Origin of the sequence: Dinoroseobacter shibae DFL 12 = DSM 16493 (assembly GCF_000018145.1) — a bacterium.
Classification (GTDB): domain Bacteria; phylum Pseudomonadota; class Alphaproteobacteria; order Rhodobacterales; family Rhodobacteraceae; genus Dinoroseobacter; species Dinoroseobacter shibae.
Window position 1 is genome coordinate 2299903 of sequence record NC_009952.1, and the last position, 26616, is coordinate 2326518.

The 26616-nt window shown below is 65.0% G+C and carries 28 protein-coding genes; 8 read left to right on the forward strand and 20 right to left on the reverse strand.

The genetic code is table 11. The features are described 5' to 3' along the window. Nucleotides 1–8: 8 nt before the first annotated feature. From DSHI_RS11050 to fabD, 13 genes are all read right to left on the reverse strand, one after another. Nucleotides 9–419, reverse strand: a complete 411-nt coding sequence (locus DSHI_RS11050; RefSeq protein WP_012178839.1) for a DUF3168 domain-containing protein — start codon at nucleotides 417–419, stop codon at nucleotides 9–11. After that, nucleotides 416–754, reverse strand: coding sequence for a head-tail adaptor protein (locus tag DSHI_RS11055; RefSeq protein WP_012178840.1), 339 nt, complete (start codon nucleotides 752–754; stop codon nucleotides 416–418). The genes DSHI_RS11050 and DSHI_RS11055 overlap by 4 nt, the downstream gene beginning before the upstream one ends. Next, on the reverse strand, nucleotides 751–1341 hold the full coding sequence (locus DSHI_RS11060) for a head-tail connector protein (RefSeq protein WP_012178841.1): 591 nt from the start codon (nucleotides 1339–1341) through the stop codon (nucleotides 751–753). Before DSHI_RS11060 ends, DSHI_RS11055 begins: the two co-directional genes overlap by 4 nt. 154 nt (nucleotides 1342–1495) lie before the next feature. Continuing rightward, the gene (locus tag DSHI_RS11065; RefSeq protein ID WP_012178842.1) at nucleotides 1496–2713 is read right to left on the reverse strand and encodes a phage major capsid protein; all 1218 of its coding nucleotides are present in this window, start codon (nucleotides 2711–2713) and stop codon (nucleotides 1496–1498) included. Continuing rightward, nucleotides 2710–3327, reverse strand: a complete 618-nt coding sequence (locus tag DSHI_RS11070; RefSeq protein ID WP_012178843.1) for an HK97 family phage prohead protease — start codon at nucleotides 3325–3327, stop codon at nucleotides 2710–2712. Before DSHI_RS11070 ends, DSHI_RS11065 begins: the two co-directional genes overlap by 4 nt. Nucleotides 3328–3339: 12 nt before the next feature. Next, a complete protein-coding gene (locus DSHI_RS11075) occupies nucleotides 3340–3600 on the reverse strand; it encodes a GTA head formation protein, RCAP_rcc01685 family (RefSeq protein ID WP_050757836.1) in 261 nt (86 codons plus the stop codon). Continuing rightward, entirely contained in the window at nucleotides 3597–4787 is a 1191-nt protein-coding gene (locus DSHI_RS11080) for a phage portal protein (RefSeq protein ID WP_012178845.1), read from the reverse strand. Before DSHI_RS11080 ends, DSHI_RS11075 begins: the two co-directional genes overlap by 4 nt. 107 nt (nucleotides 4788–4894) lie before the next feature. Further along, the gene (locus tag DSHI_RS11085; protein ID WP_083768379.1) at nucleotides 4895–6259 is read right to left on the reverse strand and encodes a DNA-packaging protein; all 1365 of its coding nucleotides are present in this window, start codon (nucleotides 6257–6259) and stop codon (nucleotides 4895–4897) included. Between the two features lie 446 nt (nucleotides 6260–6705). Continuing rightward, nucleotides 6706–7860, reverse strand: coding sequence for an endolytic transglycosylase MltG (mltG, locus tag DSHI_RS11090; RefSeq protein WP_012178847.1), 1155 nt, complete (start codon nucleotides 7858–7860; stop codon nucleotides 6706–6708). After that, nucleotides 7860–9122 carry a beta-ketoacyl-ACP synthase II gene (fabF, locus tag DSHI_RS11095; protein WP_012178848.1) on the reverse strand — a complete coding sequence of 421 codons (1263 nt, stop codon included), beginning with the start codon at nucleotides 9120–9122 and terminating at the stop codon, nucleotides 7860–7862. Before fabF ends, mltG begins: the two co-directional genes overlap by 1 nt. A gap of 164 nt (nucleotides 9123–9286) precedes the next feature. Continuing rightward, a complete protein-coding gene (locus DSHI_RS11100; RefSeq protein WP_012178849.1) occupies nucleotides 9287–9520 on the reverse strand; it encodes an acyl carrier protein in 234 nt (77 codons plus the stop codon). Nucleotides 9521–9692: 172 nt separating this feature from the next. Then, a complete protein-coding gene (gene fabG / locus DSHI_RS11105; RefSeq protein ID WP_012178850.1) occupies nucleotides 9693–10430 on the reverse strand; it encodes a 3-oxoacyl-[acyl-carrier-protein] reductase in 738 nt (245 codons plus the stop codon). Then, the gene (gene fabD, locus DSHI_RS11110) at nucleotides 10430–11377 is read right to left on the reverse strand and encodes an ACP S-malonyltransferase (protein WP_012178851.1); all 948 of its coding nucleotides are present in this window, start codon (nucleotides 11375–11377) and stop codon (nucleotides 10430–10432) included. Before fabD ends, fabG begins: the two co-directional genes overlap by 1 nt. 160 nt (nucleotides 11378–11537) lie before the next feature. Between fabD and DSHI_RS11115 the strand changes: the two genes are divergently transcribed. Continuing rightward, entirely contained in the window at nucleotides 11538–12740 is a 1203-nt protein-coding gene (locus tag DSHI_RS11115; RefSeq protein WP_012178852.1) for a cytochrome b/b6 domain-containing protein, read from the forward strand. A gap of 63 nt (nucleotides 12741–12803) precedes the next feature. Here DSHI_RS11115 and DSHI_RS11120 read toward each other — a convergent pair whose 3' ends face one another. Next, entirely contained in the window at nucleotides 12804–13388 is a 585-nt protein-coding gene (locus DSHI_RS11120; protein ID WP_012178853.1) for a YceI family protein, read from the reverse strand. Between the two features lie 263 nt (nucleotides 13389–13651). Here DSHI_RS11120 and rpsF point away from each other — a divergent pair, with 263 nt between their 5' ends. The 4 genes from rpsF to DSHI_RS11140 all read left to right on the forward strand — a co-directional run bounded on the left by rpsF (nucleotide 13652) and on the right by DSHI_RS11140 (nucleotide 17056). Continuing rightward, nucleotides 13652–14005 (forward strand): 30S ribosomal protein S6, encoded by a 354-nt coding sequence (gene rpsF, locus DSHI_RS11125; protein WP_012178854.1) that lies wholly within the window; start codon nucleotides 13652–13654, stop codon nucleotides 14003–14005. Nucleotides 14006–14033: 28 nt separating this feature from the next. Further along, the gene (gene rpsR / locus DSHI_RS11130) at nucleotides 14034–14261 is read left to right on the forward strand and encodes a 30S ribosomal protein S18 (protein ID WP_005982441.1); all 228 of its coding nucleotides are present in this window, start codon (nucleotides 14034–14036) and stop codon (nucleotides 14259–14261) included. A gap of 12 nt (nucleotides 14262–14273) precedes the next feature. After that, nucleotides 14274–14903 carry a 50S ribosomal protein L9 gene (gene rplI, locus DSHI_RS11135; protein ID WP_012178855.1) on the forward strand — a complete coding sequence of 210 codons (630 nt, stop codon included), beginning with the start codon at nucleotides 14274–14276 and terminating at the stop codon, nucleotides 14901–14903. A 191-nt stretch (nucleotides 14904–15094) separates the two neighbouring features. Next, entirely contained in the window at nucleotides 15095–17056 is a 1962-nt protein-coding gene (locus DSHI_RS11140; RefSeq protein ID WP_012178856.1) for a bifunctional 2',3'-cyclic-nucleotide 2'-phosphodiesterase/3'-nucleotidase, read from the forward strand. A 68-nt stretch (nucleotides 17057–17124) separates the two neighbouring features. Here DSHI_RS11140 and tig read toward each other — a convergent pair whose 3' ends face one another. Both tig and DSHI_RS11150 read right to left on the reverse strand, forming a co-directional pair. Further along, the gene (gene tig / locus DSHI_RS11145) at nucleotides 17125–18453 is read right to left on the reverse strand and encodes a trigger factor (protein ID WP_012178857.1); all 1329 of its coding nucleotides are present in this window, start codon (nucleotides 18451–18453) and stop codon (nucleotides 17125–17127) included. A 165-nt stretch (nucleotides 18454–18618) separates the two neighbouring features. Beyond that, nucleotides 18619–18930 (reverse strand): ETC complex I subunit, encoded by a 312-nt coding sequence (locus DSHI_RS11150; protein ID WP_012178858.1) that lies wholly within the window; start codon nucleotides 18928–18930, stop codon nucleotides 18619–18621. 499 nt (nucleotides 18931–19429) lie between these two features. Between DSHI_RS11150 and uvrB the strand changes: the two genes are divergently transcribed. Next, a complete protein-coding gene (gene uvrB / locus DSHI_RS11155; protein ID WP_012178859.1) occupies nucleotides 19430–21607 on the forward strand; it encodes an excinuclease ABC subunit UvrB in 2178 nt (725 codons plus the stop codon). A gap of 28 nt (nucleotides 21608–21635) precedes the next feature. On the opposite strand, the gene DSHI_RS22990 is transcribed toward uvrB, so the two are convergent. Next, nucleotides 21636–21761: a hypothetical protein gene (locus DSHI_RS22990; RefSeq protein WP_280985175.1), complete on the reverse strand. Its 126-nt coding sequence runs from the start codon at nucleotides 21759–21761 to the stop codon at nucleotides 21636–21638. A 190-nt stretch (nucleotides 21762–21951) separates the two neighbouring features. On the opposite strand from DSHI_RS22990, the gene DSHI_RS11160 reads away from it, so the two are divergent. After that, entirely contained in the window at nucleotides 21952–22335 is a 384-nt protein-coding gene (locus DSHI_RS11160; protein ID WP_012178861.1) for a BrnA antitoxin family protein, read from the forward strand. Between the two features lie 269 nt (nucleotides 22336–22604). Here DSHI_RS11160 and DSHI_RS11165 read toward each other — a convergent pair whose 3' ends face one another. From DSHI_RS11165 to ettA, 3 genes are all read right to left on the reverse strand, one after another. Beyond that, complete coding sequence (locus DSHI_RS11165; RefSeq protein WP_012178862.1) at nucleotides 22605–22742, reverse strand: entericidin A/B family lipoprotein; 138 nt, start codon at nucleotides 22740–22742, stop codon at nucleotides 22605–22607. Between the two features lie 362 nt (nucleotides 22743–23104). Beyond that, nucleotides 23105–24127, reverse strand: coding sequence for a hypothetical protein (locus DSHI_RS22320; RefSeq protein ID WP_012178863.1), 1023 nt, complete (start codon nucleotides 24125–24127; stop codon nucleotides 23105–23107). A 272-nt stretch (nucleotides 24128–24399) separates the two neighbouring features. After that, the gene (gene ettA / locus DSHI_RS11170) at nucleotides 24400–26055 is read right to left on the reverse strand and encodes an energy-dependent translational throttle protein EttA (protein ID WP_012178864.1); all 1656 of its coding nucleotides are present in this window, start codon (nucleotides 26053–26055) and stop codon (nucleotides 24400–24402) included. Nucleotides 26056–26134: 79 nt separating this feature from the next. Between ettA and DSHI_RS11175 the strand changes: the two genes are divergently transcribed. After that, the gene (locus tag DSHI_RS11175) at nucleotides 26135–26614 is read left to right on the forward strand and encodes an MOSC domain-containing protein (RefSeq protein WP_012178865.1); all 480 of its coding nucleotides are present in this window, start codon (nucleotides 26135–26137) and stop codon (nucleotides 26612–26614) included. Nucleotides 26615–26616: the final 2 nt, after the last annotated feature.

Here is a 26616-nt window from a genome sequence, read left to right on the forward strand (position 1 = left end):
TCTGGGGGTTAGTCGTCTTCGATGCGCGCGCGGAACCACAGGTCCACCTGGCGCATCTGACTGTTGCTGGACCGGCGCGCCTTGGCGCGCAGGAACTCGAGGGTGCTGAGCGAACCGCGGCTCAGGCTCAGGGGGGCATCGACAAGCGCATCGCTGATGGCGCCCGCGACCTCCTTGATCGCCTGGAACCCGTCCTTCTCCGTGTGCACGCTGATCACGAAATCATGGCGCGTCGCCGCACTGCTGCGATCCGCGCGTGCGACGGCGTTTTCCGGTCCCAGGGTGATGTAGGTCGTGGGCAGGACCCCGGACGGGACCGCATCATAGATCGCATCACCCACCAGCGATTGCAGAACGGCGTCGCCGACAAGATGCTGGTAGATGGCTCTCTGCAATATACCTGACAGCGCATAGCTCATCCCGGAACCTCCTCATCGACAAAGCAGGTCAGGAAACGGGCATCGTGATCCGCCTCTCCGACCGCGAGGATCCGAAAGGTCCGATTGCCCTCTCGAAATCGCTGATCCGGCTTGGGTCGGCTCGGACTGCCGAAGGGCGCGGCACGTACGGTGATGCGCGACGACGTCATGGAAACGGCCACGGCGGGTCGACGGGTCGTTTCCCGGCCACTGCGCATACGCACGTCCGCCCAAAGCATGCCGCGCGCCTCCCAGCTTTCCTGAAATCCACCTGCCCCGTCCGGCACCTGCACGCGCTCTTCCAGGATCAGCTTGCGACTCAGCACGGGCGTCATTTCCGGCGCCCTCCGAATATCCGCACATCCCGGAATGCCGAGATCAGCGTGCGGACCAGGGCCGGGAAGCCCCGCGACTGCTGCCCATCCCGCGCCTCATAGAAATGCGCGGCCAGGATGAAAACCGCCTGGGCCAGGCTGCCGGGCACATCCGACCACTGCGGGCCATAGCCCGCCTCGAAGTCGATCTGGACGCTTCCATGGGTCGGAATTTGCGGAAACCCGCCCTTGGCGCGCAAACCGGGCCGAAACGTGTCGTGCAGCAGGGAATAATCGCCCTCGGACAACTCGACCATCGAGCCGTCCATCTGCATGATCGCAAGGCGCCGGACAGCGATCAGAGGGCCGCGTGGCAAGGACTGGACACACGGCCCCTCCCAATGGGTCAGCTCAAGCCTGAACTCCCTTTGCAGAAGGGCCTTGCCCGTCCGATCCTCGATCGCGTTGATCGCCGCCAGAAGCGCCGTTTCGAGAACAATATCCTGAAGACTGTCATCTTCGAAACCACGTCCGAGACGCAGATGGTCCCGAAACTCTTGTAGCGGCAAGGACGCCAGAGGCACTGAAGTCACTTCGCTTAGATTCATTTTCCGCTCTCCAGTCGGGACGTCACAAATCGAAATCGGGCGCGCGTGGCGGCGCTACTCGGACGGAGGGAAGAAGCTAGACAACGCCGTTTCCCCACACGCGCCCACTGTCCCGCCCGAAGACGGGACAGATTCACGGTTGGATCAGAGACCCTTAGCTCACCGCGAATTTCAGCAGTTTGATCGCCGCGAAATCGCTCACATCCCCGCCCACGCGCTTGGTGGCGTAGAACAGAACGTGAGGCTTGGCCGAGAACGGATCGCGCAGGATGCGCAGGTCCGGACGCTCCGCGATGGTGTAGCCGGCGCCGAAATCGCCAAAGGCGATGGCCGTGGCATCGCTGCCGATATCCGGCATGTCCTCGGAGATCAGCACCGGGTAGCCCAGCAGACGCGCCGGCTCCCCCGCGGCAAGGCCGTCCGACCACAGGAACCGGCCATCGGCATCCTTGATCTTGCGCACGACACCAGCGGTCTTGGAGTTCATGATGAAGCTGGCATTGGCGCGGTAGCGCGCGCCCAGCGCGTAAACCAGGTCCACGATCGCATCTGCGGGGCTCACGCTGTTGAAATCACCATCCGAGCCGGTGACCACGTAGCCGAGATTGCCCCAGGTCCACACATCGTTGTCGACGCTGTCATGGGTAAGGAACCCCTTGGGCTTGTCGGCGCCGTCTCCGTTGACGAAGGCCGCCGCTTCCGAGCGGGCGAACTTGTCGGCGATGCGCTCAGCCAGCCATGCCTCGATGTCGAACGCCGCATCATCCAGCAGTCGCTGGCTGACCTTCGGCAGGGCAGCAAGCTCGTGCAGCGGGATCGAGATCCGGTCGATCTGCGGGGTGTCGGTCTCGGTCAGGTTGCCGGTCTCGCTCGCCCAGCCGGTGCCGACCTCGGTGTGATCGACCAGCACATCATAGCTGGTGGCTTCCACCGTCACGACCTGTGCGACCGCCCGCAGGGAGGCCTGGGACTTCAGGACGTTCTTCACGGTCTCGGAGGTCTGCGGATCGACGAGATAGCCGCCCTCGCCGGACACCGCCGTGGACATGGCCTTGCCGTCCAGTTCCAGACCACGCAGCGCGTCGTCATCGCCGGAACGCAGATAGGCGTCGAACGCCTTCTGATGGGGCGCTGCTTCGGCAACAGCACCAGACAGCGCGGGGCGCGCGTACGAAGTAGATTTGCGGTCAAGCATGAGGAGACGCTCTTCTTGTTGTTTCAATCGGGATTTCATTTCGGCCTTCTGGGCCGTGACTTCGCGCACGAAGGCACTCAGTTCTGCGGTGACTTCGGCGAGCGGAGACACCCCGTCCGCCACGGCGTCAGGGGCCGTCTTTGCTGCGAGCAAGGCAGAGGGATCGCTGTTGCTCATTCTTCACTCCTTTTCGAAGTCGTTTCCGCCGGGACCTGATCGCCCAGCGCCAGGCGGGCCGCACGCAGCGCCTCCGCCAACGAACGCCAGTCATCCTCAAGACAGCTTGTCTTGTGTCCGACCCGCGCTTCGGGAAGCATCGGGAAGGTCACAAGCGACACCTCCCAAAGCTCCACTTCCGTCAGGTGCCGCCGCCCCTGCGCGTCCTTCGACGCGCGCTTGGTGCGATACCCGATCGAAAGACCATCGAGCGCACCCGCCGCGATCAACTCGGCAGCCTCGCGGCCCCGCGCGATCTCGGGCAGAAGGCGCCCCTTGACATACAGACCCTTGGCATCCTCACGCACCTCGTCCCAAACCCCGATGGGTTGGGCCGGATCGTGCTGCCACAGCATCTTGACCTGCCGTCCCGCCGCCGCGAGCGCCGTCAGAGACGCCGCATAAGCGCCCGGATCCACGATGTCGTTGCCCTGGTCCACCGCCCCGAACAGGCTGGCATAGCCCTCGATCTCGAGGCCCTGCGCCGTCGCCCCGTCGCTCTCCGACGTGCCGAAACGGCAAAACTTCGTCTCCAGCCCAGCGTGTGCCACTGGGCCGTCCATGGATTGCGTCATTGGATGATGCTCCTATTGGGTGCTGACGATCGACTGGACCGCTTCCGCGAGGACTGCCCCGGCAACGCCCAGAATCGTGAGCCAGAGCCGCCGCTCGAGGCGCTCCAGCAAGGAATTCATGGCCTGCAAACGGTACTCCAGCGCCTCCCAGCGCTGCTCGGCAAGCCGTTCATTGGCCTCGATCTTGTGGGACGGCACGCAGTCTGCAGGCCGACACTCGAACGGCTCGTAGAGAAACCGCGATCCACCCCTGGGCTTGGACGGATCGCTCATGAGCAATCCATTTCCGCCGGCAGCCCGAGCAGAACCCGCTTCTCGGCATCGGTGAGAAAACTCGCCGTCCCGATCCGCGCCCATTGCGCGTCGCGCTCAGCGGCAAGGGCCGGGATCTTGTCCAGATCGGGCGCGACATTCACGGCGTCCCCCGACAGATCCGTCAGCCAATGACCCAGCGACGCGGTCACCTTCTGCGCCAAGGGCAGCACCGTCAGGCGATAGAACGCCCGGTGCGCCTCCTGGTAGTTGGCATAGGTCGCGTCCCCGGGAATCCCCAGCAGCATCGGCGGAACCCCGAAGGCCAGCGCGATCTCGCGCGCCGCAGCCTCCTTGGTCTTCTGGAACTCCATGTCCGAGGGGCTGAACCCCATGGGTTTCCAGTCGAGCCCGCCTTCCAGCAACATGGGCCGCCCCGCATTGCGCGCACCCTGGTGGTAGCTGTCCATCTCGTCGACCAGCCGCGTGTACTGCTCGGGCGAGAGCGTATCGTCGCCCTCCGACCCCTTGTAGACCAACGCGCCCGACGGCCGCGCCGCATTGTCCAACAGCGCCTTTGACCACCGGGTCGCCGCGTTATGGACATCCAGCGCCGTCGCCGCCGCTTGCATCGGGGACAGCCCGTAATGGTCGTCCTGCGGATGGAACGTGCGCAGATGACAGATCGGCGTGCGCCCCTCCTCGACCATGAACCGGTGCTTGTGCGCCCCGACCGAGTACTCATAGGCGCTCGGCCAGCCATCCGCGCCGGGAATGATCCGCACCCGGTCCGAGCGCAGCACATGCAACTCCGTGGGCAGCTCGGGCTTGGCGAACACCGCCTCCACGAAACCGTCGCCGGTCAGCAGGAGCTGCGCATAGAGCGCCTCGAAGAACTCCGCCCGCCCCTGCGCCTGGCTGGGCCGCGCCAGCAGCGTGATCAGCGGATGCGCCTCGTAGCGCCGCTCCGCATCCTGGAACGCCAGCGGCAGCGCCGCGGCGGCCTCCGCAATCATCTTGACCGCCCGAAACCCCACCGGATTGCCCGCGAACCCGTTGCGCGTCAGCGACCCCGAATCCCGCGGTGTCCAGGCAATCCGCCCGGAGCTGCCCATGGCCACAACCCGGCTCGTGGCCGACGCCTTGACCTCGGGCACGCGATCCGTCGCCGGTATGTCTTGTTTTTGTCGGAACAGATTGAACACCATGAAAGATGCTTCCTTTTGTTCAGGCAGCCGGAAAGACGCCATCCGCGCGCGGCGGTGACGTGGATTCTGGTGCGATCAGTGATGGACGCGGCAGCGCGCCCCGGGGCTCAGAGCGCGCGGATCTGAGGCTCGCTCTTGTCTTTCGGCGGGTCCAGCAGAAGCTCGGTCAAGGCCCAGACCAGGGCATCGACCCGATCCGGACTGCCCGAGCCCTTGAACCCGTGATTGGTCATCTGGCACATCTGGTCTTCCAGCGCGCCGAGACCGCGAACATGCTTCACCCGCCGCTGCTCATAGAGCGCCGCGACCGGCTCCGCACGGACCACCTTGCCACGGGTCGCCCGCACCGCCCGGTAGGGCAGCACGTCATCGAGTTGCCGCAGCACGGTCTCCACCAGGTCGCCGCCCTGGTTAACCTCGGCCACGACCCGCTCCGCCTCATGGCGCCGCGCGGCCTCCACGGCGGCCTCGGCCCATTGCAGCGGCGTACTCGCCGAGACGGTCGCATCCTCCAGCACATAGGCCGTCCAGCCGCGCCGCTCGCCTTGCGCAACCAACCCGGCCACGACGATCCCGCAAGCATCGGACCCCTTGTGCCCGGTGACCGGCGGATCGACCGCGACCACGATCCGGTCCAGTGGCGGAACGGTCTCGACCCTGTTGGCCTCGATCCCGGCACTGGTCCAGAGCGCGCCCTCGACATCGTCCAGAAGCACGCCATCGAGTTCCTGACGCCCCAGCCGTGTCCCGGCATAGCGCGCCCGGATTTCCTCCAGGAAACTCGCGGCCAGGTAGGCCCGGTTCGCCTCCGTCGGCGCGGTCGTCTTGACCGTGGAGCCGGTGGCAAGGATCTGTTTCAGGATCGTCGAGGGCCGTGGCGTGGTCGTCACGACCTGCCGCGGGTTGACGCCCAGGCGCAGCGCGAATTGCAACATGTCCCAGGTTTCTTCGGCATTCGGCCATTTCGCCAACTCGTCCACCCAGGCCGCATCGAATTGCGGCCCGCGCAGGGCCTCCGGATCGTTGGCCGAGTGGCATTTCGCGATCGCGCCGTTCGGCCAGACCAACTGCCGCCGGGTGCCCTGCCACTCGGGCTTCCGGTCCGCCGGGCTGCAGGCCAGAATGCCGCTCTCGCCGAAGATCATCACATCGCGCACCTGGTCATAGGTCTCCCCGACCAGGGCGACCCGCCGTGACCGTCCCGCATCCAGCGGGCGCGCGCCTTCGACCTCGGCGCGCACCCACTCGGCGCCTGCCCGGGTCTTGCCCGCGCCACGGCCGCCGAGAATGACCCAGGTCCGCCAGTCACCCTCCGGGGCGATCTGATGCGGCAAGGCCCAGAACTCGAACAGATGCGGCAAGGCCGCGATGGCATGGTCACTCAGGCTCTCCAGAAACGTCTGGGTGACTTCTGGCGGTTCTGAGGTCAGCCAGTCTGCGCCCGATTTCAGCGCGAGCTGCGACAAGGTCATAGGCTCCTGCGTGCAGTCCCCCGTTTTCCTTTGCGAGTTGCTCTGCAAGTCGACTTTCCTCCCTGAGTGCAATACCCGAAATCTCCCGCAACTCTTTCAAGAGCTTGCGGAATTCTCCGGCGCTGGTGTCATTTGGTGTTCCAGTACGCGCCAGTTCCTCTACACGGACAATGGCGCACTGAACGCAATTTCGCAGGTAAACAACCTGGTCTGTTGCGGCATCGAGAAAGCTACCTGGCTGGCAGGCTCCGGTCCCGGTGTCTCCGATCATGCTGAAGGGCCTCTCAGGCTTTTCCGCACGAGTAAAAGAAAAACGGCCGAGGTTTCCCTTGGCCGCTTACCCACTTTTTCTAGCTTGCCTGAAGGTATACTTTGGAGCGTTCGCCAAGTCAAACACTATCGCATAGGTTGCGCAACACCCAGCGCGCGCTGCCCCGCGAATTCGCTCAGTTCGCCTCCCGGCTGCGCTCGATCGCGCGCCACCGCGCCACGTTCTCGTTGTGCTCCGCAAGCGTGCGCGAGAAGGCGTGCCCGCCAGTGCCATCGGCCACGAAAAAGATGTAATCCGTCTCGGCCGGCTGCACCGCCGCGAAGATCGCTTCGCGCCCAGGATTGGCGATGGGCGTTGGTGGAAGCCCCGGAATAACATAAGTATTATAAGGCGTTGCCCCACGCAACTCGCTGCGCCGCAAGCCCCGGCCCAAAACCCCCACCCCATTGGTGATGCCATAGATCACCGTCGGGTCGGTCTGCAGGCGCATCCCCCGATTGAGCCGGTTCACGAAGACCGACGAGACCACCTCCCGCTCCTCCGGAACCGAGGTTTCCTTCTCGATGATCGACGCCAGGATCAGCGCCTCCTCCGGGCTTTCCAGCGGCAGTTCAGCGTCCCGCGCCGCCCAGGCCTGCGCCAGGATCCGGGTCTGCGCCTCCGACATCGCCGCAATGATATCCGCCCGATCTCCGCCGCGCGCGACCTCGTAGGTGTCCGGCGCCAGGCTGCCCTCCGGCGGCACCTCGGCGATCTCTCCGCTCAGGAAATCGGCCTTGCGCAGCGCATCCACGATCTGCCAGCTCGTCACCCCCTCGGCGATCGCCACCCGGTAGGCCATCGGCGTGCCCGCTGCCACCAGCTCCGCATAGGCCGCGGGCACCGGCTCGCCGGGTGCGAAACTGGCCACCAACTCGTCGCGGTCCTCCCCCGGGATCCGCTCGCGCAACCGCAGCTCCGCGTCGTCGACCCGGATCTGGTAAGTCGCCATGTAGCGGAACGAGGCCGCCCCCCCCGCGGTCAGAATATCCAGCACATCCGCCATGGAGGCGCCCGCAGGGATCTCATAACTCCCGAATTTCAGATCGCCTTCCCGCTCGGTATATTGCGCGCCCAGCCGAAAGATCACCGCCGAGCTGACGGCCCCTTCCGCCTCCAACGCATCCGCGATCCGCGTCAGGGACGCCCCCCGCGGCACCTCGAAGAAGATCGGCTCCGCCAGCGGCCCCTGCCCGGTAAAGGACCGCTGCCCCCAGGCAATCACCGCGACCAGCGCGAGAAACCCCACGATCAGCAGGGTCAGCATGTTGGACGCAAGCGCGCGCCACATCAGTCGGTGACCCGCGCCAGAACCAGGGAGGCATTGGTGCCGCCGAACCCGAAGGAGTTCGACAGCGCATAGTCGATCTTGCGCTTGCGCGCCGCGTTCGCGGCAAGGTCCAGCTTGCTCTCGACCGCCGGATTGTCCAGGTTGATCGTCGGCGGCGCCACCTGGTCGCGAATGGCCAGGATCGAGAAGATCGCTTCCACCGCGCCAGCCGCCCCCAGAAGATGCCCGACCGAGGACTTTGTGGAACTCATGGTCGCGGTCTCGACCCCGGCGCCCAAGACCCGCTCCACCGCGGCCAGCTCGATCACATCCGCCATGGTCGACGTCCCGTGGGCGTTGATGTAATCCACCTGCGCGCCCTCGATGCCCGCCCGGTTCAAGGCCGCGCGCATGGACCGCTCGCCGCCCTCGCCATCCTCCGACGGCGCGGTGATGTGATACGCATCCCCCGACAGGCCATAGCCCACCACCTCGGCATAGATCTTCGCACCGCGCGCCTTGGCATGCGCGTACTCTTCGAGAACGACCACCCCGGCCCCCTCGCCCATCACGAACCCGTCCCGGTCCGCATCATAGGGGCGGCTGGCCGACGCGGGATCATTGCCGCGCTTGGTGCTCAGGGCCTTGCAGGCGTTGAACCCCGCAATCCCGATCTCCGAGATCGGGCTTTCGGCCCCGCCCGCCACCATCACATCCGCATCGTCCAGCATGATCAGCCGCGCGGCGTCCCCGATGGCATGGGCCCCGGTGGAACACGCCGTCACCACCGCATGGTTTGGCCCCTTGAAGCCGAACCGGATCGACACCTGCCCGGAAACCAGGTTGATCAGCGCGCCGGGGATGAAGAACGGCGAAACCCGCCGCGGCCCCCGCTCCTTGAGCAGAACCGCCGTCTCCGCGATGCTGCTCAGCCCGCCGATGCCCGAGCCGATCATCACACCCGTGCGCAGCCTGCCATCCTCGTCTTCGGGCGCCCAGCCGGAATCCCGGACCGCCTGCTCCGCCGCCGCCATGCCATAGAGGATGAACTCGTCCACCTTGCGCTGCTCTTTCGGCGGCATCCAGTCATCGGGGTTGAACGTCCCGTCGCTGCCATCGCCCCGCGGCACCTCGCAGGCATAGGTCGTCGCCAGATGGCTCGCATCGAAGCGCGTGATCTGCCCCGCGCCGGATTGCCCGGCCAACAGACGCGTCCACGTTTCCTCGACGCCACTGGCCAGCGGCGACACCATTCCCAATCCTGTGACCACAACCCGACGCATGCTCAATCCTCACCGGTCTTTTTCTCCGCCACCTGATACACGCGGCACCTACCACGGGGCAAGCAACAAGCCGCAAGTCCAGCACGACCTCGCGCAGCCCCGACCCCGCAACGCAAAACGGCGCCCCGAGGGACGCCGACCTGCCTGTTCTGAAACGCCTGGGATCAGGACGCTTCGGAGATGAACTTCACCGCATCGCCAAAGGTCTGAATGGTCTCGGCGGCATCGTCCGGGATCTCGATGCTGAACTCTTCTTCGAAGGCCATGACCAGCTCGACCGTATCCAGGCTGTCCGCGCCGAGGTCGTCGATGAAGGACGCGTTTTCAACGACCTTGCTCTCTTCCACGCCCAGATGCTCCACCACGATCTTCTTCACGCGATCCGCTACGTCGCTCATGTTCATGTCCTCATTCGTGTTATCGGGTCTTCGCCCGGTGTCGTCTGTGCCGCCCAATACGGCGATGGTAGTCCGCAAAGCGGCAGGACCGGTCTCCCGCTCCAAAACTGCGCCGCCTATATCACATGGCTTGTCAAAGGCAAACGCTTTCGCGCCAGCCGCGCGGGATGGCTCAAATCATCGCCAACCCGCCGTTTACATGCAGGACCGATCCGGTCACGTAACCCGCCTCGGGGCTGGCCAGATAGACCACCGCCGCGGCGATTTCACCCGGCTCGCCCATGCGCCCCGACGGCACCTGCACCAGCAGCTTGTCCTTCTGATCGTCGGTCAGCTTGTCGGTCATCGCGGTGCTGATGAAGCCCGGCGCCACGGCATTGACCGTGATCCCGCGGCTCGCCACCTCATAGGCCAGCGACTTCGACATCCCCACCATCCCGGCCTTGGAGGCCGCGTAATTTCCCTGCCCCGGATTGCCGGTCGCGCCGACGACCGAGCTGATATTGACGATCCGGCCCCAGCGCGCCTTCATCATCCCGCGCAACACGCCCCGGCACAGCCGCATGGTCGAGGTCAGGTTGACGTCCAGAACGCTGGCCCATTCCTCGTCCGACATCCGCATGAACAGGTTGTCGCGGGTGATCCCGGCATTGTTCACCAGGATATCGACCGACCCCATGGCCGCGACCGCCTGCTTGGGCAGGGCCTCGACCGCGTCCGCATCGCTCAGGTTGCAGGGCAGAACATGGGCCCGCTCCCCCAATTCCGCCGCCAGCGCTTCGAGCGGATCGACGCGCGTCCCGCTCAGCCCGACGGTCGCGCCTTGGGCGTGCAGCGCCGTGGCAATCGCCCCGCCGATCCCGCCGGAGGCTCCGGTGACAAGCGCCGTCTTGCCGGTCAAATCGAACATCATGCCGTCTCCTCGCGTGTGGTGCAGACCTTGCGGACATCCTCAGAGGTGCCGATCGCCTGGGTCGCGATGCTGCGATCGATGCGCCGCACCATGCCGATCAAGGCCTTGCCCGCGCCGATCTCCCAGATTTCCGTCACGCCGTTCTGCGCCATCCAGCCCACGCTTTCGCGCCAACGCACCGACCCGGTGATCTGCCGGATCAGCAGGTCGCGGATCTGCTCGGGCGCGGTGACCGGGGCGGCCAGCACATTGGCGATCACCGGCACGCGCGGCGTGGCGATCTCCACCGCGGCGAGCGCATCTTTCATCGTCTCCGCCGCGGGCGCCATCAACGCGCAATGGAACGGCGCGCTCACCGGCAGCAACACCGCGCGTTTCGCGCCGCGCGCCTTGGCCAGATCGACCGCACGCTCCACCGCCGCCTTGTGGCCCGACACCACGACCTGCCCCGGGTCGTTGTCATTGGCCGCCTCGCAGACCTCGCCTTGGGCGGCTTCCTCGGCCACCGCGCAAACGGTCTCGAAATTCAGCCCCAGAAGGGCCGCCATGGCGCCCACGCCCACGGGCACCGCCTCCTGCATGGCCCGCCCCCGCGCCCGCAACAGCCGCGCTGTATCGCCCACGCTGAGCGCGCCCGCCGCCGCCAGCGCCGAATACTCGCCCAGCGAATGCCCCGCCGCGCAAGACACCTCCGCCCAGTCCAGCCCCTCGGCCTCCAGCGCCCGCAGCGCGGCCAGGGACGTCGCCATCAGCGCGGGCTGCGCATTCTCGGTCAGCGTCAGCCGGTCCGCCTCGCCCTCCCAGATCAGCGCGCTCAGCGCCTCGCCCAGGGCATCGTCGACCTCCTCGAAAACGGCCCGCGCCGCCGGGTAGGCCTCGGCGAGATCGCGCCCCATACCGATAGTCTGTGCCCCCTGCCCGGGGAAAACGAAGGCTCTGCTCATGGAAACTCCTCATTCTGGCGTCCCGCCTCATACCCGAGCGGGCCTTGGCGTGCAATCTCCGCCCCCGGGTCCCAATCGCCGCACAACTCTTGTGCTCCGAGCGCCTTTGCCCCACGCGCCGCACTCGCTAGGTGAACATCGAACCGGCAAGGAGACCCCGATGGCCCTCACCAACGCGCACAACACTTACGGCAGTGTCAGCAAGACCCTGCACTGGCTCACGGTCGCGCTGATCCTCACCCTGATCCCGCTGGGCATCATTGCCAACGACATGCCCTTCGCTACCGGGGAGGAGCTGTCGCGCAAGGCATTTGTCTTCTCGATCCACAAGACGCTCGGGGTCACCGCCTTCTTCGCCGCCCTGGCCCGAGTCGCCTGGATGCTGAGCCAACCCAAACCCGCCCCCCTGCATCCCGAGCGGCGGCTGGAAACCTTCGCCGCCGAAACCGTGCACTGGACCCTCTATGGCACGCTCCTGCTGGTGCCTCTCTCCGGCTGGATCCACCACGCGGCCACCACCGGTTTTGCGCCGATCTGGTGGCCCTTTGGTCAATCTCTGCCCTTCGTGCCGAAATCCGACACGCTCGCCCATACCTTCGCCAGCCTGCACATCATCTTCGAGCGGGTTCTCGTGATCGCGCTGGTCCTGCACGTCGCGGGCGCGCTCAAGCACCGCTTCTTCGACCGCGACCTGACCCTGCAACGCATGCTGCCCGGCGCAACCGCTGCCGCCCCCGCGACCCCCGCCAAGCCCCACGGCCCCGCCCTGCCGCTGTTGGGCGCTGCCGGGGCCTTCGCCGCGGCGCTGGCCGTGGGCGCGGGGCTCGGGCTCTTCGCCCATGACGACGCCGCCCCCCTGCCGCAGGCCGAACTCGCCGAGGTCGCCTCCGACTGGACCGTCGAGGACGGCACCCTCTCGATCACCGTCACCCAACTCGGCGCACCGGTCACCGGCACGTTCGAAGACTGGACCGCCGCCATCGCCTACGACCCCGACAGCCGCACGGGCGATGTCACCGTCACCGTCGCGATCCCCAGCCTCACCCTCGGCTCCGTCACGTCCCAGGCGCTTGGGGCGGAATTCTTCGCCGCCGACACCCACCCCACCGCCACCTTCGCGGCCGAGATCACCGGCACCGACGCGGGCCATACCGCCGAGGGCACCCTGACCCTGAAAGGCAGCACCGTGCCGGTCACCCTGCCCTTCACCCTGAACATCACCGACGGCCTCGCCCGCATGACCGGCGAGACGCAAGTCGCCCGGCTCGATTTCGGCATCGGCACCGCCTACCCGGACGAGACCAGCGTGGGTTTCACCGTCACCATCGCGGTGGACCTGACCGCCCGCAGCACAGCCCCCTGAGCCGCACGAAAAAGGGGGCCCGCATCCCTGCGCGCCCCCCTGCCGATGGAATCGTGAGTGCGCTCAGTCGGCCAACATCGCCTCGATGGAGATCAGAACCTCGACCTCGTCGCTGACGAACGGCGCGAAGGCCCCGACATTATAATCGGAACGCAGCAGCGTCGTGGTCGCGTCGAACCCGGCCCATTCCTTCTGGGCCATGGGGTGCATCCCGGTCTGGTTCAGCTTTGCATCCAGAACGACGGATTTGGTCACCCCGTTCAGGGTCAGATCCCCGGTGATCAGCGCCGTGTCCTCGCCAGTGACCTCGATGGCCGTGGACGTGAAGCTGACCATGTCCTCGTCGTCATCCGCGCCGAAGAACTCGTCGGTCATGAAATGCGTGAACCGCTCTTCCCAGCCGGTGATCATCGACCGCACGGGCATGGAGACCGAGACGCTCGAGGCCGCCGGATCCTCGGCGTCGAACAGGATCTCGCCCTCGAAGCCCGAGAACATGCCATAAGTCGTGGAATAGCCAAGGTGATCGTAGCTGAAGACGATCTGGCTGTGGCTGGCGTCGAGCACGTAGCGCTGCGCATCGGCAAAGGCCGCCGTGGCGCCAAGGGCGAAGACACCGGCCAGTGCCGTGGTGCGGAGAAGGGTCATTGTGGGTCTCTCATGTTGATGAATACCTGGGCAGGATAAGAGCGCGCCGCGGGCGTTTCACAACCCCGCGCGCTCCAACATCTTCTGTGCGACCATGCGCAGAGACCGCGGCCCCGCCGCCCCCGCCATCGCCCCTTGCGTTCGACACCAGACCCCCTATAACGCGCGGGTCCCGTGTCATTGACCCTGCGTGGCCTCTCGTGTGCGGCTCGGGACCTCGGAAAGCCGCCCTATGAAACACGCGTAAAAGAACTGGAGAGCACATGCCGCTTTACGAGCATGTCTTTATCTCGCGTCAGGACCTGTCCAACGCGCAAGCTGAAAGCCTCGTCGAACATTTCGGATCCGTCCTCGCGGACAATGGCGGCAAAGTCGTCGACAGCGAGTACTGGGGCCTCAAGACGATGGCCTACAAGATCAACAAGAACCGCAAGGGCCATTACGCCTTCCTCAAGACCGATGCCCCCGCACCGGCCGTGCAGGAGATGGAGCGCCTGATGCGTCTGCATGACGACGTGATGCGCGTGATGACCATCAAGGTCGACGAGCACCCCGAGGGGCCCTCGATCCAGATGCAGAAGCGCGAAGAACGCGACAACCGTCGCGAACGCCGCTGACAGACGCTTGAGAAAAGGACGCTAAACCATGGCTGCAAAACCGTTTTTCCGCCGCCGCAAAGTCTGCCCCTTCTCCGGCGACAATGCACCCAAGATCGACTACAAGGACACCCGGCTCCTGCAACGCTACATCTCCGAGCGTGGCAAGATCGTGCCGTCCCGCATCACCGCCGTCTCGGCGAAGAAGCAGCGTGAACTGGCCCGTGCCATCAAGCGCGCCCGCTTCCTCGCCCTGCTGCCCTATGCCGTGAAATAAGGAGCCGAGCACATGCAAGTCATCCTTCTCGAACGCGTGGCCAAGCTGGGCCAGATGGGCGAAGTCGTCGACGTCAAGCCGGGCTATGCTCGTAACTACCTGCTGCCGCAGGGCAAGGCGCTCAACGCGTCCGAGGCCAACATCGCGCAATTCGAAGCGCAGAAGGCCCAGCTCGAGGCGCGCAACCTGGAAACCAGGAAAGAAGCCGAGGCCATGGCCGAGAAGCTCGATGGACAGCAGTTCATCGTGATTCGCTCCGCCTCCGACGCCGGCGCTCTCTACGGCTCCGTGACCACGCGGGACGCGGCCGAGGCTGCCACCGCCGACGGCTTCTCTCTCGATCGCAAGCAGGTCTCGCTGTCCCGCCCGATCAAGGAGCTGGGCCTGCACACCGTGCACGTGACCCTGCACCCCGAGGTCACCGCCGATATCGTGCTGAACGTGGCCCGCTCTGCCGAGGAAGCCGAGCTGCAAGCCTCCGGGAAATCGATCCAGGAACTGGCCGCCGAAGCCGAGGCAGAGGCTGAATTCGAGATCGCCGAGTTGTTCGACGATATCGGCTCCGCTGCCTCCGAGGACAGCGATCTGGTCGAAACACCGGAAGATCGCGCCACGGAAGAGGCAGAAGACGAACAGCCCTGAGGCATCGTCCTCTTTGACGGATCACAAGCCGCCCGCACCTCGCGGGCGGCTTTTCTTATGGCAAATTTACCGCAAGACCCTGCGGAATACCTGCCATGCAACTTCTGCATGAATCGCGACTATCACTTTCTGCTCGGGATTCTTACCATTCCATGCAACCCTAGGGTGATTCCGAGCACAGGATTTACCCGATGTTGAACCCCATGACCCGCCGGGAGTTTCTCGGCACCGCCGCCGGAGCCAGCTTGATCGCGCTACATCCCTATTCCGCCCGTGCCGCCGCCAACCAGGCACACCTGCGGATCATGGAAACGACCGATCTGCATGTGCATGTCTTCCCCTATGATTACTACGCCGACCGACCCCGCGACACCGTGGGCCTGGCCCGTACCGCTGCCCTGATCGACGACATCCGCGCCGAGGCGACAAATGCGCTCCTGGTGGACAATGGCGACTTCCTCCAAGGCAACCCGATGGGCGACTACATCGCCTATGAGCGTGGCATGAAAGAGGGTGACACCCACCCGGTGATCACCGCCATGAACACCGTGGGCTTCGACGCCTCGACCCTGGGCAACCACGAGTTCAACTACGGGCTCGATTTCCTGATGAAATCCCTGGCCGGGGCCGAGTTCCCCGTGATCTCGGCCAATGTGGTCAAGGACATGGGCGCGGGCCCGCGCGGCGACACCACGTTCATCGCGCCCTACGTGATCCTCGACCGGATGCTGACCGACGGCGCGGGCGAGACCCACCCGATCAAGATCGGGCTGATCGGCTTCGTGCCGCCCCAGATCATGAACTGGGACCGCAAGCATCTCGAAGGCAACGTGCAGGCCCGCGACATCCTCGAGACCGCCCGCGCCTACATCCCCCAGATGCGCGAGCAGGGCGCCGACATCATTATCGCGCTCAGCCATTCGGGCATCGGCTCGGCACAGGAAACCGACGGGATGGAGAACGCTTCCGTCCCGCTGGCCGGGCTCGATGGGATCGATGCCATCGCCACCGGGCACAGCCACCTGGTCTTCCCCTCCGCCACCTATGCGGACTATGCCGCCGTCGATGCCGAGGCCGGCACGATCCACGGCAAGCCCGCGACCATGGGCGGGTTCTGGGGCTCCCATATGGGCCTGATCGACCTGATGCTCGAACGCGAGGGCGGCGCCTGGCGCGTCGTCACCGCCGAGACCGAGGCGCGCCCGATCTCCCAGCGCAACGAGGACCGCTCGATCACCGCCCTGGTCGAGAGCCAGGATTACGTGCTGGCCTCGGTGCAGGAAGACCACGACGCCACCCTCGCCTATGTCCGCCGCGCCGTGGGCAAGACCGACGCGCCGCTGCACTCCTATTTCGCGCTGGTGGCCGATGACCCCTCGGTCCAGATCGTCTCCATCGCGCAAAGCTGGTACATCGCCGACATGCTGAAAGGCACCGAGTACGAAGGCCTCCCGATCCTGTCGGCGGCCGCCCCGTTCAAGGCCGGGGGCCGCGGCGGGCCGGAGTATTACACCGACGTGCCCGCGGGCGACGTGGCGATCAAGAACGTCGCGGATCTCTATCTCTACCCCAACACCGCCCGGGCCGTGCTGGTCACCGGGGCGCAGGTCAAGGACTGGCTCGAACGCTCCGCGGGCATGTTCAACCAGGTCACTCCGGGCGCACAGGACGCCGCCCTCCTGAACCCGGACTTCCCGAGCTACAATTTCGACGTGATCGACGGGGTCACCTACCAGATCGACCTCAGCCAGCCCTCGAAATTCGACGCCAAGGGCGAGTTGCTGAACCCGGACGCCAACCGGATCGTGGACCTGCGCCACGACGGCGCGCCGATCGACCCCGACGCCCGCTTCATCATCGCCACCAACAACTACCGCGCCTCGGGCGGCGGCAGCTTCCCCGGCACCGGTGACACGGTAATCTTCGAAGGGCCCGACACCAACCGCGACGTGATCGTCCGCTACATCGTCGAACAGGGCACGATCAGCCCGCGCGCCGATGGCAACTGGCGCTTCGCCCCCCTGCCCGGCACCACCGTGTTGTTCGAAACCGGGCCGAAGGCCATCGACTACCTGGGCGAGGTCACCAGCCTGACCATCGCACCGGCGGGCGCGGCCCCCGACGGGTTCATGCAGTTCCGCATCACCCTCTGAGCGCCCCCCCGGAAACGACAAAGGCCGCCCCACCGGGCGGCCTTCGCGTATCTCCGTCGGGCGCAGGCTCAGACTTCGTCGTCCAGCGCCTCGACCGCCTTCTGCAGATCGTCTTTCGAGATCTCCTTCTCGGTCACCGTGGCCAGCTCGAAGATGTAATCCACGACCTTGTCCTCGAAGATCGGCGCGCGAAGCTGCTGCTGCATCTGCTGGTTCTGCTGGATGAACTCGAAGAACTGCCGCTCCTGGCCCGGATACTGGCGCGCCTGCGCCATGATCGCCTGGGTCATCTCGGCATCGGTCACCTGGATCTCGTTCTTCTGGCCCAGCTCGGCCAGCAGCAGGCCCAGACGCACCCGGCGCTCGGCCAGCTTGTTGTGCTCCTCGGTCGGCTCGATCTCCGGGTGGTCGTGGCCTTCCACCTCCGGGTTCTCCTCGTGCCACAGCTGGTGCGCGATCTGGCCCGCCTCGGTGGCCACCAGGCTCGGCGGCAGCTCGAACTTGACCAGCGTGTCCAGCTCGTCCAGCAGCTTGCGCTTCATCACCGCGCGCGCGGCCCCGGCATATTCCGCCTCCAGCCGCTCGGAGATCTGACCCTTCAGGGTCTCCAGATCCTCGGCGCCGAACTGCTTGGCCATCTCGTCGTCGATCTCGGCCGCCTTGGGCGCCTTCACTTCCTTGATCTTGCACTCGAACACCGCGGCCTTGCCCGCCAGATGCTCGGCCTGGTACTGTTCGGGGAAGGACACGTCCACGTTCTTCTCTTCGCCCGCCGAGGTGCCGATCAGCTGCTCCTCGAAGCCCGGAATGAACGAGTTCGACCCGAGAACCAGCGGATAATCCTCCGCGGCCCCGCCCTCGAACGCCTCGCCATCGACCTTGCCGAGGAAATCGATCACCACCTGGTCCCCGTCCTCGGCAGCGCCCTCCTTGGTCTCGAACGACTTGGCGTTCTCGGCCAGGTTCTGCAGCGCCTCGTTGACGGCCTCCTCATCGGCCTTCACGACCAGCTTTTCCAGGGTCACGGTGCTGAAATCGGTGTCCGGCACCTCGGGCAGCGCCTCGTAGGACATGGCGACCTCGATATCGTCGCCCTCTTTCCAGTCCTCGTTGGTCATCTTGATCTCGGGCTGCAGCGCCGGACGGTCGCCGCTGTCCTCGAAATGCTTGGCCATGGCGCCGTCGATGGTCTCCTGCATCGCCTCGCCCAGCAGCTTCTGGCCGAACTGCTTTTTCAGCAGCGCCATCGGGACCTTGCCCTTGCGGAAGCCCTTCATCTCGATCTCGGGCTGCGCTTCGGACAGCTTCTCGTTGACCTTGGCGTCCAGCTCGGCTGCCGTGACGGTAATCGAATAGCCGCGCTTCAGGCCTTCGTTGAGGGTCTCGGTGACGTTCATGTCATCCCCTATCGGTTCAGTTCGGAAAAGCCGGGGGATCCCCCGATCCGGCTTGCAAATCAGGCGCCGTTCTATGACCGCAGGTCCATGGGCGCAAGGGGGGAATCCGACGCCCCCGGCCCCTGTCCGGGCCGCCCCGCCATCCGCTGAGACCACGCCTCGGGGTCAGTGGGTCCAGACGGTGCGCCGGTTGGTGGCGAAGTTGTCGCCATAGCCGCCGGGGCGGATATTCGGCTTGCGTTTCTTGGGCTCGGTGATCGTGACCTCCAGCCCGTGCTCCTTGGCATAATCCAGCGCCGCCTCGCGGGTGTCAAACCGCAGCTTGACCTGGCTTTGCGTGTCGGAGGACGATGTCCACCCCATCAGCGGGTCGATCGACCGGGCATCCGCCGGGGCAAACTCGAGCACCCAGCCCTTGGTCTTGGCCTGACCCGAGGACATGGCAGTTCTGGCTGGCTGGTAAATCCGCGCGCGCATTCGACTTCTCCAACAATGGTGCGTTTATATTGCGGGCAATCTCGCCATTCACAAGTCCCGGATCGTGCGACCGAGAGACGCGAAGGTCTTCACACAGCTTTTTTGGGGGGGTACAAGCGACTGCCGATCAGCCTCGAGGGAGCGAGGGGTGGGGTGGGTGGTGCGAGACCGACCGGCAGCCATTTGCTGCTTGCCCTTGAACGCTACGCGGGTGATTTAAGGTTTACAATAAATTTATCCCGCTTTGGTTGTGCCCGCCGGAGCGACCACACGTCGCTGATATTTTAAACTCCTGTTTTTTCTCACCTTTAAAACCCTGTTGCGCAAACGACCGAGACCAAGGTCTAAGACCGCCTCCCCGCAGCCCCTTGATTCAAATCAACTTCTTGTCCGCGCCCCATGCAGAATTGCAAATTTTCGTTGCAAAATGCGGTCGCCAATCCCCCCTTGCAGTGGAACAAAAACAGATCATTTTAAGACTCACGTAAGGAGTTGCCCGATGAATCAACCCGTCCTGCATGCCAGCGCCGATGATGTCCGCACCCGTCCCAAGCTCGAAGGCGGTCGGATGTTCCGGATGGCGACCAGTTTCGAGCCTGCTGGGGACCAGCCGACCGCCATCGCGGAGCTGAGCGAGGGCGTGCGCAACGGCGAACGCGACCAGGTACTTCTGGGCGCGACCGGGACGGGCAAGACCTTCACCATGGCCAAGGTGATCGAGCAGACCCAGCGCCCCGCGATCATCCTCGCCCCGAACAAGACCCTCGCCGCGCAGCTCTATGGCGAGTTCAAGGGGTTCTTTCCCGACAACGCGGTCGAATATTTCGTCAGCTATTACGACTACTACCAGCCCGAGGCCTATGTGCCGCGCAGCGACACCTATATCGAGAAGGAATCCCAGATCAACGAGCAGATTGACCGGATGCGCCACTCGGCGACCCGGGCCTTGCTCGAACGCGACGACGTGATCATCGTCGCCTCGGTGTCGTGCATCTACGGCATCGGCTCGGTGGAGACCTACGAGGCGATGACCCAGGACCTGGTCGCGGGGCAGTCCTATGACCAGCGCCAGATCATGGCGGATCTCGTGGCCCAGCAATACCGCCGCAACGACGCCGGGTTCCAGCGCGGCTCTTTCCGGGTGCGCGGCGACAGCCTGGAGATCTGGCCCGCCCACATGGAGGACCGGGCGCTGAAATTCTCGTTCTTCGGCGAAGAGCTTGAAAGCATTACCGAGTTCGACCCGCTCACCGGCGAGAAGGCCGACACCCTCGACCGCATCCGGATCTATGCCAACTCCCACTACGTCACGCCCCGCCCCACGCTCCAGCAGGCGATCGTGTCGATCAAGAAAGAGCTGCGCATCCGCCTCGACCAGCTGGTCGCCGAGGGCAAGCTGCTGGAGGCCCAGCGGCTTGAGCAGCGCACGAATTTCGACATCGAGATGCTGGAGGCGACGGGCGTCTGCAACGGCATCGAGAACTATTCGCGCTACCTGACCGGCCGCGCGCCGGGGGAGCCGCCGCCCACACTCTTCGAATACATCCCCGACAACGCCATCGTCTTCGCCGACGAGAGCCACGTCTCGGTTCCGCAGATCGGCGGCATGTACAAGGGCGACTTCCGGCGCAAGATGACCCTGGCCGAGCACGGCTTCCGCCTGCCGTCTTGCATGGACAACCGGCCCCTGAAATTCGAGGAATGGGATGCCATGCGGCCCCAGTCGGTGTTCGTCTCGGCCACCCCCGCCGCGTGGGAGCTGGAACAGGCCGGCGGCGTGTTCACCGAACAGGTGATCCGCCCCACGGGCCTGCTGGACCCCCAGGTCGAAATCCGCCCGGTGGAGATGCAGGTGGACGACCTGCTGGACGAGGTCCGCCGCGTCACCGCCGACGGGTTCCGCACACTGGTCACCACCCTGACCAAGCGGATGGCCGAGGACCTGACCGAGTACATGCACGAACAGGGCATCAAGGTCCGCTACATGCACTCCGACATCGACACGCTGGAGCGCATTGAAATCCTGCGGGATCTCCGGCTCGGCGCCTTCGACGTGCTGATCGGGATCAACCTGCTGCGCGAAGGGTTGGACATCCCTGAATGCGGTCTGGTGGCGATCCTAGATGCGGACAAGGAAGGCTTCCTGCGCTCGGAGACCTCGCTGGTGCAGACCATCGGCAGGGCGGCGCGGAATGCCGAGGGGCGGGTGATCATGTATGCCGACCGGATCACCGGATCGATGGAGCGCGCGCTGGCCGAAACCAACCGCAGGCGCGCCAAGCAGATCGCCTATAACGAGGAACATGGCATCACGCCGGAGACGGTGAAGAAGAATGTCGAAGACGTGATGGCCGGGCTCTACCAGGGCGACGTGGACATGAACCGGGTCACCGCCAAGGTCGAAAAACCGTTGCACGGCGGGAACTTGGAGACGGTTCTTGAAGGGCTGCGGGCGGATATGCGCAAGGCCGCGGAGAACCTGGAGTTCGAGGAGGCCGCGCGCCTGCGCGACGAGGTCAAGCGGCTGGAGGCGGTGGATCTGGCGATTGCGGACGACCCGCTGGCGCGGCAATCGGCGATCGAGGCGGCGAGCGACGCGGCCGTCAAGGCCCAGGGGCGCAGCACCGCGGGCCGCCCGGGCCAGCGCGGCGGGAACGTCAAGCGGCGCAAAAAATAGCGCCTTTTCCGAACCTTGCGCCGCGTCGTTAAATCGGCAGGTCTTCGGTCATCGCCTCGGCCTCGGAGACGTCCTCGACGGTCTCGGGGTCCACCTGGGCGCAGGCGGCGAGCAGCGGCAGGGCGATGAGCAGGGCGAGGATCTTGCGGGTCATGGGGGCCTCCTGGGTCCGGTTTCGCGGCATCACAGCACGGGGGCCGGGGCGGCGCAAGGGGCCGTCCGACCGGGTCGGATCGGCGTCGGGCCCGGGTCGGACAGGTGTCGGGCACCAGCGCACGCACCGGTCACGCCCCGTTAACCGGGATCGCGGAGGGTATCGGCGCCTGACATCACGGAGTGCGCCGATGCCCGACCTGCCCCCTCACCCCCTGTGGTCCGACGCCAAGGGCGAAACCCGCGCCCAGCGGCTGGCCCGCGAACGGCTGACCCTGCACCTGCACGGGCTGGAGCGGGACGACGCCTGGGCGGGTCGCATCCAGGCGCTGGTCCCCGACGCCTGGCAAACCCTGGAGGCGGACCTGCCGCTGGTGGAGAAGAAGACGAAAGTGACCCTGCGGCTGGACGAGAGCGTGGCGAAGTTCTTCCGCGCCATGGGGCCGGGATACCAGGCGCGGATCAACCGGCTGCTGGCGACCTACGCCCAGATGCGGATCGCGGAGGTCTACAAGCTGGAGCGGTTCGCACGCAGCCGGGACCGGTCGCTGGGGATCGAGTTGCCGGAGGAGTGAGCAGAGGTTCGGCCAAGGGCCGATGAAAGGTCCAGTGGACCTTTCAAGCTGCGAACGGGCGGGGGTGAGGACTGGTCCGCCGCAGGCGGCGGAACGTCCAGTGGACGTTTCGAAGTCCGAACGGGCGGAGCCCAAGCAGGCAACACGGCGCAGGGTCCGAATGACCTTCCGCGCCGCGGAGGTGCGACGCGGACTCTGTGCCCGAGCTTCCCGAAGCGCGGACGCAGGGTCCACCGCGCCGGGTGCGACCCCTGCCCCGGCCGCGGGGCTTACTGCGCCTCGCGCGCTTCTTCGGCGATGGCGTCGCCGGCGGTCGAAATATCCTGCCCCGCGCCTTCCACAGTCGCGCAGGCCGCGAGGATCAGCGGCAGGGACAGGGCGGCGAGGACGAGCTTGAGACGTGTCATGGGAACTCCTTGGGTTTGCATGAACCTGCAACGCGCAGGGAGCGCAGGTGGTTCCGGGTCGCACCGGCGGAGCCCCGAGGGCACGTGTTTGGCGCATCACGTTTGAGTTGAGACCAGCGCCCGGCCCGGGGGCGGGAAGCGAAGCGCCCGCCCTGGGTGGGGTGAGGACTGGCCCGCCGCAGGCGGCAGAACGTCCTGTGGACGTTTCGAGGTCCGAACGGGCGGAGCCCGGAGGGCGCGTGTTTGGCGTGCCACGTTTGAGCGAAGACCAGCGCCCGGCCCGAGGGTGGGCGAGAAGCGCCCGCCCTGGGGGGCGGGTCGGGCGCTGCCCGCACTTCGCGCGGGCGTTATCGGCGAAACGGCTACAACTTCGAGCGTATCTCAGTAGGCTGGTGTTCTGGAAATGATAGCCTGGATGAAAGCGCTTCCTTACTGCGAGTTTCCTCTGCCACTCCTGACATAATCATGTATTTCAGTAAATCGATTTCACTTTGTTTTAGCGTCTCGACCCAGCTTGGGCGTGCGTAAAGGTTCTCAAAATGAGTAGCGCAAAGCGTGAATATCATGGCCGCAGTATCGCGGGAACAAAGGTCAACTGACCTTAGGAATTTTAGAGCTCTATGATCTCTGTAGCGCTGCAATCCACCTATAAAAAAATAGTAACTGCCTCCAATACAGCCGCAGAAAGTAGAGATAGTATTCCATTTGATCTTTAGAGGGTCTTTGAGAAACAAGCTATTACCATTCATGTCGCTGTCGGGTTCCGTCGCGCCAGTGCATGAAAAAGGAAGCGTTTCTGCGAACCGAGCGGCAACAAAGTGAAAGTTTGACGGTATTCGTTTGTGCAAGAGAGAGAAGTATAGCCTAAGCCGTTCCTCTCCATGCTTCACCGCTATCGAGCTGCCTCGAATTGCGTACCGAAGATAGTCTTTTCGGTCATTTCGAATCTCATCTCCGAGTTGCTCGAACATATTCCGATAAAGGGAGGTCGTTAACTTCTTCTTGTAGTGCTCAATCGCAATTGAGCGAATGAACAAAAGTAATGCTGTTTGCTCGCAGAGGTCAACTTTACGTCCCTCTATTTCTGAAAAAAGCGACGTATCGTGTTCAGAGCAAAAGCCCGGAAAGGTTGATGCCTTCTTGACTCCTGTAAGTTCAAACAGTTCCCGACTCTCAAAAGGCTTTGCTTTGAGCGAGTGACCAATTTTTATTACGTGGCCGTGTTCTGAAATTGCTTGAAGTGGACCTTTTCTTTGTAGTGAGTGTGACTTAATTGCTTGGTTTTTACAGCGTTTGCCATCGACACCATAATAGAGGCATCTGCAATCCACAGATGCACTTGTCTCTTCAATAACACCGTGGAGTTGGCCAATTTTTCTGGACACATCACCTCGTAAACTTCTTGCATTTCGCGCGCGTTGGCTGCGACCTGTCAAGTCACTGCCACCGGGTGCCGCACGCGGCTTTGCTACGCAAAACCGCTGCCGCGCACTGATGGATGCCCGCTTACGCAAGCCTCAACGGGAAAACTTCTTATACTTCACGCGCTTGGGCTCTAACCTGTCAAGCTACTCCTACCGAGTGCGCACGCGGTTTTGCTGCGCAAAACCGCTGCCGCGCACACCTCGAACCCAAGCGGAACTCCAACAAATACACCCTAACGGGTGAATTTCTTGTATTTCACGCGCTTGGGTTCGAGGGCATCCGGCCCCAGTCTCCGTGCCTTGTCTTCCTCGTAGGCTTCGAAGTTCCCCTCGAACCATTCCACATGGGCGTCGCCCTCGAAGGCGAGGATGTGGGTGCAGAGGCGGTCGAGGAAGAAGCGGTCGTGGGAGATGACCACGGCGCAGCCGGCGAAATCCTCGATGGCGTCTTCAAGCGCTCTTAACGTTTCCACGTCAAGATCGTTGGTAGGTTCATCGAGCAGGAGGACATTGCCGCCGGATTTCAGCAGTTTCGCCATGTGGACGCGGTTGCGTTCGCCGCCCGACAGGAGCCCGACCTTCTTCTGCTGGTCGCCGCCCTTGAAGTTGAACGCGCCGCAATAGGCGCGGGAGTTGATCTGGGCGTCGCCAAGCTCGATGATTTCGCCGCCGCCGGAGATCTCCTCCCAGACGGTGGCGGCGGGGTCGAGCGTGTCGCGGGACTGGTCGACATAGGCCAGTTGCACCGTGTCGCCGTAGCTGAGCGTGCCGCCATCGGGCTGCTCCTGCCCTGTCAGCATGCGAAAGAGTGTGGATTTGCCCGCCCCGTTGGGGCCGATCACGCCGACGATGCCGCCGGGCGGCAGGGAGAAGGAGAGGTTCTCGATCAGCAGCTTGTCGCCATAAGCTTTGGTGAGGTTTTCGACCTCGATCACCTTGCTCCCGAGGCGGGGGCCGTTGGGGATGATGATCTGGGCCTTGCCGACCTTTTCGCGCTCCGACTGGCCGGCGAGTTCTTCGTAGGCGTTGATGCGGGCCTTCTGCTTGGCCTGGCGGGCCTTGGCGCCGGCGCGGATCCATTCGAGCTCGCGCGCGAGGGTTTTCTGTTTCGCCTTGTCTTCCTTGGCCTCGCGTTCGAGCCGCTTGGCCTTCTGGTCGAGCCAGGCGGAATAGTTGCCCTCGTAGGGGATGCCGCGGCCGCGGTCGAGTTCCAGGATCCAGCCGGTGATGTCGTCGAGGAAGTAGCGGTCGTGGGTGACGATGAGGATGGTGCCCTTGTACTCGATCAGGTGTTTCTGGAGCCAGGCGATGGTTTCGGCGTCGAGGTGGTTGGTGGGCTCGTCCAAGAGCAGCATGTCGGGGGCTTCGAGCAGGAGCTTGCAGAGTGCGACGCGGCGGCGCTCCCCGCCCGAGAGGTTCGCGGGGCTGGCGTCGTCGGGGGGGCAGCGCAGCGCCTCCATCGCGATGTCGATCTGGGCGTCGAGGTCCCAGAGGTTTTGCGCGTCGATCTCGTCCTGGAGCTTCGCCATCTCGTCGGCGGTCTCGTCGGAGTAGTTCATCGCCAGCTCGTTGTAGCGGTCGAGGATGGCCTTCTTGGGGGCGACGCCGAGCATGACGTTCTCGCGCACGGTGAGGGTCTCGTCGAGGGCGGGCTCCTGGGGCAGGTAGCCGACGCGGGCGCCTTCGGCGGCCCAAGCCTCCCCGGTGAAGTCGGTGTCGAGGCCGGCCATGATCTTCATTAGGGTGGACTTGCCCGCGCCGTTGACGCCGACGACGCCGATCTTGACGCCCGGAAGGAAGGAGAGGCGGATGTTCTCGAAGCATTTCTTGCCGCCGGGATAGGTCTTGGACACGCCGTCCATGTGGTAGACGTACTGATAGGCTGCCATGGTTCTCATCACCCTTTGGGAATTGCGCTTGGGCGGGGTTCTAGCCAGTCTCGCGGGGCGGGGCAATGGAGGGGTGCCGATGTCGGAGTTGCGGCAGATGATGGGGCGCGCGGCGCAGGCGGGGCGGGTCGACTGGATCGGGCTGCGGCCGGGGCGGCGGGCGGATGTGGTGGCGGTGGACGCGGTGCGGGTGACCGAGGCCGGGCTGGAGGGGGACCGGGCGCGGGCGGGCAAGCGGGCGGTGTCGCTGGTGCAGGCGGAGCATCTGGCGGCGATCGGCGGGTACCTGGGGCGTGGGCTGGTGGCGGCGGCGGATTTGCGGCGCAACCTGGTGGTCTCGGGGCTGAACCTTCTGGCCTATCGCGACCGGGAGATCGGGATCGGCGCGGAGGTGGTCCTGCGGCTGCGCGGACCCTGCGCGCCGTGCTCGCGGATGGAGGAGACCTTTGGCCATGGCGGCTACGCGGCGGTGCGCGGCCATGGCGGGATGGTGGCGGAGGTGGTCCGGACCGGCACGATCCGGCGCGGGGATGCGGTGGTGCTGCGCCCGGCGCCGTGAGG

What these genes read in the sequence shown, in the direction of transcription:
- mltG (WP_012178847.1), bottom strand. Translation starts at nt 7,860, where the DNA reads ATGTGGCGCGCGCTTGCGTCCAACATGCTGACCCTGCTGATCGTGGGG.
- uvrB (WP_012178859.1), top strand. Translation starts at nt 19,430, where the DNA reads ATGAATCAACCCGTCCTGCATGCCAGCGCCGATGATGTCCGCACCCGT.
- rpsF (WP_012178854.1), top strand. Translation starts at nt 13,652, where the DNA reads ATGCCGCTTTACGAGCATGTCTTTATCTCGCGTCAGGACCTGTCCAAC.
- fabF (WP_012178848.1), bottom strand. Translation starts at nt 9,122, where the DNA reads ATGCGTCGGGTTGTGGTCACAGGATTGGGAATGGTGTCGCCGCTGGCC.
- DSHI_RS11055 (WP_012178840.1), bottom strand. Translation starts at nt 754, where the DNA reads ATGACGCCCGTGCTGAGTCGCAAGCTGATCCTGGAAGAGCGCGTGCAG.
- fabD (WP_012178851.1), bottom strand. Translation starts at nt 11,377, where the DNA reads ATGAGCAGAGCCTTCGTTTTCCCCGGGCAGGGGGCACAGACTATCGGT.
- DSHI_RS11050 (WP_012178839.1), bottom strand. Translation starts at nt 419, where the DNA reads ATGAGCTATGCGCTGTCAGGTATATTGCAGAGAGCCATCTACCAGCAT.
- DSHI_RS11175 (WP_012178865.1), top strand. Translation starts at nt 26,135, where the DNA reads ATGTCGGAGTTGCGGCAGATGATGGGGCGCGCGGCGCAGGCGGGGCGG.
- DSHI_RS11160 (WP_012178861.1), top strand. Translation starts at nt 21,952, where the DNA reads ATGCCCGACCTGCCCCCTCACCCCCTGTGGTCCGACGCCAAGGGCGAA.
- DSHI_RS11070 (WP_012178843.1), bottom strand. Translation starts at nt 3,327, where the DNA reads ATGACGCAATCCATGGACGGCCCAGTGGCACACGCTGGGCTGGAGACG.
- DSHI_RS11085 (WP_083768379.1), bottom strand. Translation starts at nt 6,259, where the DNA reads ATGACCTTGTCGCAGCTCGCGCTGAAATCGGGCGCAGACTGGCTGACC.
- DSHI_RS11120 (WP_012178853.1), bottom strand. Translation starts at nt 13,388, where the DNA reads ATGACCCTTCTCCGCACCACGGCACTGGCCGGTGTCTTCGCCCTTGGC.
- ettA (WP_012178864.1), bottom strand. Translation starts at nt 26,055, where the DNA reads ATGGCAGCCTATCAGTACGTCTACCACATGGACGGCGTGTCCAAGACC.
- DSHI_RS11060 (WP_012178841.1), bottom strand. Translation starts at nt 1,341, where the DNA reads ATGAATCTAAGCGAAGTGACTTCAGTGCCTCTGGCGTCCTTGCCGCTA.
- rpsR (WP_005982441.1), top strand. Translation starts at nt 14,034, where the DNA reads ATGGCTGCAAAACCGTTTTTCCGCCGCCGCAAAGTCTGCCCCTTCTCC.
- DSHI_RS11150 (WP_012178858.1), bottom strand. Translation starts at nt 18,930, where the DNA reads ATGCGCGCGCGGATTTACCAGCCAGCCAGAACTGCCATGTCCTCGGGT.
- DSHI_RS11100 (WP_012178849.1), bottom strand. Translation starts at nt 9,520, where the DNA reads ATGAGCGACGTAGCGGATCGCGTGAAGAAGATCGTGGTGGAGCATCTG.
- DSHI_RS11165 (WP_012178862.1), bottom strand. Translation starts at nt 22,742, where the DNA reads ATGACACGTCTCAAGCTCGTCCTCGCCGCCCTGTCCCTGCCGCTGATC.
- DSHI_RS11115 (WP_012178852.1), top strand. Translation starts at nt 11,538, where the DNA reads ATGGCCCTCACCAACGCGCACAACACTTACGGCAGTGTCAGCAAGACC.
- rplI (WP_012178855.1), top strand. Translation starts at nt 14,274, where the DNA reads ATGCAAGTCATCCTTCTCGAACGCGTGGCCAAGCTGGGCCAGATGGGC.
- DSHI_RS22990 (WP_280985175.1), bottom strand. Translation starts at nt 21,761, where the DNA reads ATGACCCGCAAGATCCTCGCCCTGCTCATCGCCCTGCCGCTGCTCGCC.
- fabG (WP_012178850.1), bottom strand. Translation starts at nt 10,430, where the DNA reads ATGTTCGATTTGACCGGCAAGACGGCGCTTGTCACCGGAGCCTCCGGC.
- tig (WP_012178857.1), bottom strand. Translation starts at nt 18,453, where the DNA reads ATGAACGTCACCGAGACCCTCAACGAAGGCCTGAAGCGCGGCTATTCG.
- DSHI_RS11140 (WP_012178856.1), top strand. Translation starts at nt 15,095, where the DNA reads ATGTTGAACCCCATGACCCGCCGGGAGTTTCTCGGCACCGCCGCCGGA.
- DSHI_RS11065 (WP_012178842.1), bottom strand. Translation starts at nt 2,713, where the DNA reads ATGAGCAACAGCGATCCCTCTGCCTTGCTCGCAGCAAAGACGGCCCCT.
- DSHI_RS11075 (WP_050757836.1), bottom strand. Translation starts at nt 3,600, where the DNA reads ATGAGCGATCCGTCCAAGCCCAGGGGTGGATCGCGGTTTCTCTACGAG.
- DSHI_RS11080 (WP_012178845.1), bottom strand. Translation starts at nt 4,787, where the DNA reads ATGGTGTTCAATCTGTTCCGACAAAAACAAGACATACCGGCGACGGAT.